We start from the raw sequence: 8,607 nt of genomic DNA, 5'->3' as shown, positions 1-8,607 counted from the left end.
CCGCGCGGTCGGCCACGGCGCCGGCATCGATGAACATGGCGGTTTCGAAATCGGTGCGGTTGCCGCGGAACTCGATGGGCCGCTGCCATTCGGCGCTGGCCACGGTCAGGTAGCGGCCGCCATACAGCTGGCCGTTGGAGGTGCGCGCCCCGATCTCGCGGTAGCCGTAGCCGCGCACCGTGGTGTCGCCCCCGGTCAGGAACAGCGTGGTCACCGGGATCTCGGCCGCGCGGCGCGCGAGCACTGCACCGCCTTCGGCGCGCAGGGCCAGCCGGCTGGTGCGGGTGACGCCTTCGCCCATGTCCACGCGGCCCATGGGGTAGAACGACTGCCACCGCAGGTAGGCCCGCACGAACGGGTCGCGCTCGGGCCGCAGCGTGGTGCCCACGCCCAGCTCCGCGGCCAGGCCGAAGCCCCGCGTGGGATTGGTGGTGTTGTTGAAGTAGCGGCCCGTCCAGCCGTAGTTGGCGCTGATGGCCGCGCTGGAGGGCGGCGCGTCCGTGCCCTGGCTCTTGGCGGTGTCGTGCTGCAGGAAATAGCTGCGGTCAATGTGGTCGGTGCTCTTGCTGCGGCCGCCCCGCAGGCGGCTGCTGTTGACCTCGTAGTCGCCCGTGGTCTCGCGCTGCACCTGCGCGCCGGTGAACCAGCGCCAGCCGTCCTCGCCGGGCAGGTCGGTCCAGTCGGTGGACAGCAGCTTGTTCTTGCGGTCCACCGAGACCTTGCTGACGGCGCGCCAGCCGATGCCGGGCAACTGGTTGTGGATGTGGTCCACGCTCAGCCGCGGGCCGCTGTCGGTCGACAGGCCCACGCCGAACACCACCTTCTGCAGGGGTGCCTCGCGCACCTGGGCCACCACGGGCGCGGCCTGCGGGTCGGTGCCGTCGGTTTCCAGCGAGAGGAACACGGCGTCGTAGTAGCCGCTGCTGGCCAGCCGCATCTGCGCATCGAGCAACTGGGCTTCGCTGTAGTCGGCGCCCGTGGGCAGGCGGGCAATGCGGCGCGCACCGTCGGCGCTGTAGCGCTCGCCGCCCTGCACGCGCAGCGCGCCGAAGCGGTAGGGCGGTCCGGGGTCGTAGGTCACGCCCAGCTGGGCTTCGTTGCGGTCGGCGTCGATTTCCGCGCGGCTTTTGGCGATGCTGGCGGTGGGATAGCGGGTGGCCTGCAATTGGCGCAGGCCCTGGGATTTGGCGCCGTCCCAGGCGTCCTGCGTGAAGGGCTGGCCGGGCGCGAGCGACCAGCTGCGCTGCACGCGCGCGCGTCGGTTGGCGAACTGGGGCGAATCGGCCTCGGTGCCGGTGAAATCGATGTCGGCGCGGGCCACGCGGGTCTGCGGGCCGGGCTCCACCTCCACGGTGATGGTGCGCGGCGCGCCGGCGCTGCCGGGCGTCTCCTGCATCGTGATGGTGAGCGTGGGGCTGAAATAGCCCAGGGTGCCGAGCAACTCTCGCGCGTTGGACTCGGCCGCGCCCAGCAGGCGGGTGATCTCGCTCGACTGCAGGTCGGGCAGCTGGCGAAAGCGCTGCAGCTCCATGTGCTGCGTGAGGTATTCGCGCACGGCATCGGGTGCGCGCACTTCGAGCGAGAACGCATCGGGCCCGGTGCCGGCACCGGCATCGGACTGGATGGTGTTGTTGTCCACCGTGCCTTCCTTGGCGCCCGGCAGCAGGCTGCAGCCCTGCAGGGCCACCAGGCTCGAAAGCAGCAACGCCGGCCACAAGGCCGGCGTCGGAAATCGTCTCGAAGAATGCGTTGCGGGGAGGGACACGTAAAAGAGGGCTTGGTGGGGCTGGAAGGGGGTGCTGCCAGGCCGTCGCATCCGGTGTGCGCAACGGCAATTGGGGGCACTATGGCCTGAAAAACGCACCGCCGCTGTCAGACAGCGGCGCGCGCTGGGTGGTCCCGGCGGTCAGGCGGTCACTTGGACAGCAGCCGCATGGTTTCTTCCAGGCCCTTGAGCGACAGCGGATACATGCGCTGGCCCACGATCTGCTGGATGATGCCGATGCTCTGCCGGTACTGCCACACGCCCTGGGGCTCGGGGTTGATCCAGGCGAACCGGGGAAAGGCATGGATCAAACGCTGCAGCCACTCGGCGCCGGCCTCTTCGTTGTCGTATTCCACGCTGCCGCCGGGCTGCAGGATCTCGTAGGGGCTCATGGTGGCATCGCCCACGAAGATGAGCTTGTAGTCCTTGTTGTACTTGCGGATGATGTCCCAGGTCGGAAACTTCTCGGCGAAGCGGCGGCGGTTGTTCTTCCACATGAAGTCGTACACGCAGTTGTGGAAGTAATAGAACTCCAGGTGCTTGAACTCCGTCTTCACCGCGGAAAAGAGCTCTTCCACGCGCTGCACGTGCTCGTCCATGGTGCCGCCCACGTCCATGAGCAGCAGCACCTTCACGTTGTTGTGGCGCTCGGGGACCATCTTGATGTCCAGGTAGCCCGCGTTCGCCGCCGTGCTGCGGATGGTGTCCGGCAGATCCAGCTCCATCTCGTGCCCTTCGCGAGCGAACTTGCGCAGCCGCCGCAGCGCCACCTTGATGTTGCGCGTGCCCAGTTCCTGCGTGTCGTCGTAGTCCTTGTAGGCGCGCTGGTCCCACACCTTCACGGCGCTCTTGTTCTTGCCCGCGCCGCCAATGCGCACGCCCTGCGGGTTGTAGCCGCCGTGGCCGAACGGGCTGGTGCCGCCCGTGCCGATCCACTTGTTGCCGCCTTCGTGGCGTTCCTTCTGCTCTTCCAGGCGCTTCTTGAGCGTCTCCATCAGCTCGTCCCAGCCCATCTTCTCGATGGCGGCCTTCTGCTCGGGCGTGAGTTCGCGCTCCAGGATCTTGCGCAGCCAGTCGGCGGGGATGTCCTTGCGGAAGTCGGCCACCATCTCCACGCCCTGGAAGTAGGCGCCGAAGGCCCGATCGAACTTGTCGAAGTGCTTCTCGTCCTTCACGAGCACGGTGCGCGCTAGGTGGTAGAAGTCGTCCAGGCTCCAGGCGTCCTCGGAGTTCGGGCCTACCACGCCGGCCTGCAAAGCCTCCAGCAGGGTGAGGTATTCCTTCACCGAGACCGGCAACTGGCCGGCGCGCAGGGTGTAGAAGAAGTCGATCAGCATGGGTTGAAGCCTTTTAGCCCTGTGGCGCTTATTCCACTAGGGCATGCTGCTGCAAAAGGTATAGCAACTGGGCTTTGGCTTCCGGCCATTCACCCGAGCGCATGCTGTACATCACCGTGTCGCGGATGGTGCCGTCGCGGCGCAGCGCGTGGCCGCGCAGCACGCCGTCTTTTTTTGCACCCAGGCGCTCGATGGCGCGCTGCGAGGCGAAGTTGTAGTTGTCGGTGCGCCAGCCCACCACGTGGCAGCCCAGCGTGTCGAAGGCGTGGCTCAGCAGCAGCAGCTTGCACGTGGTGTTGACGTGCGTGCGCTGCACGCTCTTGGCATACCAGGTGAAGCCGATCTCCACCCGCTTCACGGCCGGCACGATGTCGTGGTAGCTGCTGGTGCCCAGCACTTTGCCGGTGTCTTCCTGCACCACGGCGAAGGCGAAACGGTGGCCTTGCTCGCGGCCGGCCAGGGCGGTCTCGATGTAGGCGCGCACGTCCTGCGGCTCGGGGACGGAGGTGATGCGCAGCGTCCACAGCGCGCCATCGGTGGCCGCGGCGCGCAGGCCCTCTTCATGCGACAGCGCGAGGGGCTCCAGGCGGATGCCGCGATCGCGCAGGGTGACGGGTTCGACGAAAGCCATGGAAAGAATCACTCCTTGTCGCTGGGTGCGCGGCTGGCGCGCCAGCGCCGTGCCGCTTGCAGGCCGAAGCCGCCGCCCAGGCCCACGAGGGCGATGCCCGCCAGGCTGGACGGGCCGTAGCCCGAGGTGAAGATGTCAAAGCCCAGCAGGTGGCCGATCCAGTAGCCCGCGAGCGCGCCGCCCACGAAGCCCACGGCGTCGGACAGGCCCTCCATCAGCAGGCGGCGTGCGCTGCTCATCGCGGGCTCTTCATCGGTTGCGCTGGTTCATGAAGACCAGCTTTTCGAAAAGGCCCACGTCCTGTTCGTTCTTGAGAAGGGCACCCACCAGCGGCGGCACGGCGACCTTGTGGTCGGCGCTTTGCAGGGCTTCGAGCGGAATGTCTTCGGCCACGAGCAGCTTGAGCCAGTCGATGAGTTCGCTGGTGGACGGCTTCTTCTTCAGGCCCGGCAGGCCGCGCACGTCGTAGAAGGTCTTCATCGCCACGGCGAGCAGTTCGGCCTTGAGCGTGGGAAAGTGCACGTCGACGATCTTGCGCATCGTCTCGGCTTCGGGGAACTTGATGTAGTGGAAGAAGCAGCGGCGCAGGAACGCGTCGGGCAGCTCTTTTTCGTTGTTGGACGTGATGAAGACCAGCGGCCGGTGCTTGGCGCGGATGAGTTCGCGCGTCTCGTAGCAGTAGAACTCCATGCGGTCGATCTCGCGCAGCAGATCGTTCGGGAATTCGATGTCGGCCTTGTCGATCTCGTCGATCAGCAGCGCCACGGGCTGGTCCGCGGTGAAGGCCTGCCACAGCACGCCCTGCACGATGTAGTTGCGGATGTCCTTCACGCGCTCGCTGCTGTCGGCATCGCCCAACTGGCTGTCGCGCAGGCGGCTCACGGCGTCGTATTCGTACAGCCCCTGCTGCGCCTTGGTGGTGGACTTGATGTGCCACTGCAGGAGCGGCATGCCCAGCTCGCGCGAGACCTCTTCGGCCAGCATGGTCTTGCCGGTGCCGGGCTCGCCCTTGACGAGCAGCGGGCGCTGCAAGGTGATGGCCGCATTCACTGCGAGCATCAGGTCCTGGGTGGCAACGTAACTCTGTGAGCCTTGGAATTTCATGGGCCGTAAATAGGGTAATCGTTGATAAAAGGCCTGGAAAGGCGCTGGCTATAATCGTTTTCTGCCCGAGCACCGACAAACTTCCACGAGATTGTGCGCGCAAAATGAACAAGAAGTTGACCACGATATTTGCCCTGGCTGTCGCTTGCGTGACCGCGGTTTCGCAGGCCCAGGAGACCAAGGGCGATGCCAAGGCGGGCCAGGGCAAGGTCGCCATGTGCATCGGTTGCCACGGCATTCCGGGCTACCAGGCCAGCTTTCCCGAAGTGCACAAGGTGCCCATGATTTCGGGGCAGGGCGAGCGCTACATCGCTGCGGCCCTGAACGCCTACAAGAAGGGCGACCGCAAGCACCCGACCATGCGCGGCATTGCCGACTCGCTCACCGACCAGGACATCGCCGATGTGTCCGCGTACTACGCGGCCCAGGTGCGCGAGGGTGCCAACCTGCCGGCCAAGCCCACCCGCGAGCCGAGCGTGCAGGTGGCGCAGCTGCTGCAAAAGGGCGCGTGCGTGTCCTGCCACGGCGATAACTTCGCCAAGCCCATCGATCCGTCGTATCCCAAGATTTCAGGCCAGCATGCGGACTATCTGTTCGTGGCGCTCAAGGCCTACAAGGCCGACCCGAACAACGCGCACCTGGGCCGCTCCAACGCCATCATGGCGGGCATTGCCAAGCAGTTCACGAATGCCGAGCTGAAGGCGCTGGCGGGCTACATCGGTTCGCTCGACGGCGAGCTGCAGGTGGTGCCTCAGTCGCGTTTTCGCTGACCGTCGCGCACCGGGGGCTCGCCCCGCGGCTGTCCATCCCAACCCGCCTTCTGGCGGGTTTTTCTTTGGCTGGAAGATGGCTCAGGCCATGCCATGGGGCGGGTGCGCAGCAGGGCCGATGGAGGTCCGGATCGGCGTGGAGGGGCGTTATATTTTGGTGTGCCCTGTCTTTCGTTTCATCCCATCAACGCATCTCCATGAGGCCAACGCATGAGCATTTCCGTCGCCAATCGCCCAATACAGAATTCCTCTGCCCTGTCGGAGTCGGGGCGGCTGGCCCTGGCTTTCGTGGATGGCGGGCTGCAATGGCTGGACTGGGCCATCGCTTCGCCCGGGGCCCATTACCACTTCCCCGATGAGACCGCCCTGCTGGATGGCACGCAGAAAGGCCTGCACGGGTCTCCCATGGCGCTGCTGCCCCGCTTGGGGCTGGCGGTCAGCCCGGTCAAGCTGATGACGCTGGGATTGAGCGACCTTCGCACCCTGGCGCTTGCCGAAGCCGGCGATGCCAGCCCTGCAGTGGTCGCGCAGGTCCAGCGCGTCCTGCAAGAGCATCGGCTGCTCACCGCCGCGGACCTGCGCAATGCGCAGGCGTTCCTGGCCTCGCTGGGCGTGGCGGGGGCCCCGGCGTTCCAGTGCATCGATTTCATGGACTGGGTGGCGCTGTGCGAATTGCCGGGCGGATCCTTTGGCGGGCCCGCGCCCGCGCCCTCGCAGCCGCTGCAGTCGGAGGCCGCGACATTCGGCGTGGATCAGGCGCGCACGCCCCGCGAGTTCGCCGACTACTACCGCGTCTATTTGCACCTGGCGGCCCATCTGCCCGAACTTGCGCAGGCGTCCGCGGCACAACGCAGCGAGGTGGCGCAAGCGGCGCTGTACGCCTTGCTGCCGGCACTTCTCGGCGCGCTCGATGGTCCGGTGCTGAGTGCGGTGCCGACGGCGCCGGCGGAGGTGCGGATGGCGGTGCACAGCTGGCTGGCAATGGGCAGGCGCATCGGCTTTTCCCGGCCGTCCGAGGGCGTTCGGTGCATTGTCGAGGGCACCAAGTACCGGGGTGAGACCGGCGCGGCGGCCGCGCGGATCGTCGACACGGCCCTTCAGCAGGCGATGGCGGTGCTGGCCGCCAATGACCTGCGGTCGGCGCGGCTGGGCCAGGACGGGGCGACGATGGCCGCGCCGGTCGGCCCTGCGAACGCGCAGGTCGAGTTGCAGGTGTCCAGCGCTGGCCTCGTTTCCCTGACGCGCCTCGGCGGCACGGACGCATAGCCACCGCTGCAGGCCCGTCCGGGGCCCTGCGGGGTTCTCATTCGCGCGGGGACAGGTCGATGAGTTCCAGCGGTGCCGGCCGGCCGAAGTGGTAGCCCTGGGCCTGGGCGCAGCCCATGGCGCGCAATTGGCGGGCCTCGCCCTCGGTTTCCACGCCCTCGGCCACCACGGCCACGCCGAACCCCTTGGCGATGTGGAGCACGGCGGTCACGATGGCCGCGTCCTGGGGCGAGTGCAGCAGGTTGCGCACGAACCGCTGGTCGATCTTCAGGCAGTCGAACGGCAGCCGGCTCAGGTAGGCCAGCGAGGAATACCCCGTGCCGAAATCGTCGATGGCGATCTTCACGCCCAGCGCGCGGATGGCAGCCAGGCGCGCCTGCGTCACGCCGTCGTCTTCGATCAGCACCGATTCGGTCAGCTCCAGCGTGAGGTGGTCCGGCGGAAGTCTGCTGTCGCGCAGCACCTGCTGCAGCGTGGCGGGAAAGTCCGACTGGATGAGCTGGCGCGCGGACACGTTCACATGGATGTCGAATCCCTCCGGCAGACGGGGCAACTGGTCCGCGATGGCCTGCGTGGCCGCGCGCAGCACCCAGTCGCCCAGGGCCAGGATGAGGTCGGATTCCTCGGCGATGGGAATGAACGTGCCGGGCGGCACCAGCCCGCGCGTGGGGCTGTTCCAGCGCACCAGGGCTTCCGCCCCTGTGACGCGCCCGCTGGCCAGGTCGATCACGGGCTGGTAGTGCACGAGGAACTGGCCTTTTTCCAGCGCCTGGCGCAGTTCGATGGCGAGCCGCGTGCGCTCCATCGACTGTTCGACCATGCAGGGCTCGAACACCACGCACTGGTTGCGGCCGCGCCGCTTGGCCTCGCCCAGCGCGATGCTGCCGTTGCGCAGCCATTCCGCCAGATGCTCGCCCGCCAGCGAGCCCGCGACCACGCCCACCGAGGCATTGAGCATGACCTCGTCCGCCCCCACGGAAAACGGGGTGGAGAACAGGCCCAGCACGGCCTTGCCGATGGTGTCTTCCGCCACCGCGTGCCCGTCCAGGTGCAGCAGCGCGAATTCGTCGCCGCCCAGACGCGCCATCAGCACGGTGGCTGGCAGGTGCTGGCGCATGCGCTCCGCGATGGCCTGCATCAGCCGGTCGCCGGTGCCGAAGCCCACGCTGTCGTTGATGGCGCGAAACGCATCCAGCCCCACCAGGCTCAGCACGGCCCAGCGCGGGGATTTCCAGTCGGCTTTCTCCAGCAGGCCGCGCCGGGTGAGCAGGCGGGTGAGGGGGTCGCTCAGCAATTGCTCGCGCATCTGCTGGAAGGACTGGCGCAGCCGGTCGGCCATCTGGTTGAAGGCCTGGATGAGCGTCGTGGTCTCGCGCAGCGCGCTGGTGTGCGGCAGCAGACCCGGTTCCCAGTCGCCGCGCGACAGGCGGTTGGCGGCGTCGGCCGTGAGCAGGATGGGGCGCGCCACGCGCTGCACCGCCCACAGCCCCAGCAGCAGCCCGAGCAGGGCGATGCCGCTCGCCGCCAGAATGGAACGGCGGCTGATGACGCGCGTGTCGCCCAGCAGGTCGGACTCTGGGAGCAGCACGACGATGCGCCAGTCGATGCCGGGCTGCTGCGTGAACGGGGTCACGCGGGCGAAGTAGCGCTCGCCGTTGTGCGCGAACTGAAAGTCGATGCCCGCATCGGAGCGGGCGTGGGGCAGGGCGGCGCGGCGCGCGGATCGGCGCGCGG

Annotated in this window: 8 protein-coding genes; 2 read left to right on the top strand and 6 right to left on the bottom strand. The window is 67.6% G+C overall.

The window, feature by feature from the left end:
• The 5 genes from AC27KI_RS15360 to AC27KI_RS15340 form a co-directional block, all read right to left on the bottom strand.
• A partial coding sequence (locus tag AC27KI_RS15360) for an autotransporter assembly complex protein TamA (protein ID WP_487114582.1) occupies positions 1-1,816 on the bottom strand: 1,816 nt, incomplete at its 3' end.
• Between the two features lie 98 nt (positions 1,817-1,914).
• Positions 1,915-3,102, bottom strand: coding sequence for a vWA domain-containing protein (locus AC27KI_RS15355; RefSeq protein WP_284429383.1), 1,188 nt, complete (start codon positions 3,100-3,102; stop codon positions 1,915-1,917).
• A gap of 28 nt (positions 3,103-3,130) precedes the next feature.
• The gene (locus tag AC27KI_RS15350; RefSeq protein WP_487114580.1) at positions 3,131-3,733 is read right to left on the bottom strand and encodes a GNAT family N-acetyltransferase; all 603 of its coding nucleotides are present in this window, start codon (positions 3,731-3,733) and stop codon (positions 3,131-3,133) included.
• An 8-nt stretch (positions 3,734-3,741) separates the two neighbouring features.
• On the bottom strand, positions 3,742-3,972 hold the full coding sequence (locus tag AC27KI_RS15345) for a hypothetical protein (RefSeq protein WP_284393299.1): 231 nt from the start codon (positions 3,970-3,972) through the stop codon (positions 3,742-3,744).
• A gap of 10 nt (positions 3,973-3,982) precedes the next feature.
• Entirely contained in the window at positions 3,983-4,837 is an 855-nt protein-coding gene (locus tag AC27KI_RS15340) for an AAA family ATPase (RefSeq protein ID WP_284393300.1), read from the bottom strand.
• A 104-nt stretch (positions 4,838-4,941) separates the two neighbouring features.
• Between AC27KI_RS15340 and AC27KI_RS15335 the strand changes: the two genes are divergently transcribed.
• Together AC27KI_RS15335 and AC27KI_RS15330 are read left to right on the top strand one after the other, a co-directional pair.
• Positions 4,942-5,607, top strand: coding sequence for a c-type cytochrome (locus AC27KI_RS15335; protein WP_284427035.1), 666 nt, complete (start codon positions 4,942-4,944; stop codon positions 5,605-5,607).
• Positions 5,608-5,817: 210 nt separating this feature from the next.
• The gene (locus tag AC27KI_RS15330) at positions 5,818-6,873 is read left to right on the top strand and encodes a hypothetical protein (RefSeq protein WP_487114578.1); all 1,056 of its coding nucleotides are present in this window, start codon (positions 5,818-5,820) and stop codon (positions 6,871-6,873) included.
• Positions 6,874-6,910: 37 nt separating this feature from the next.
• Here the strand turns inward: AC27KI_RS15330 and AC27KI_RS15325 are convergent.
• Positions 6,911-8,607: putative bifunctional diguanylate cyclase/phosphodiesterase (locus AC27KI_RS15325; protein WP_487114576.1), on the bottom strand; the 1,697-nt coding region annotated here is incomplete at its 5' end.

It is taken from the genome of Acidovorax sp. KPB24-03 (assembly GCF_057546605.1).
This window is presented reverse-complemented; position numbering and strand designations above follow the sequence as displayed.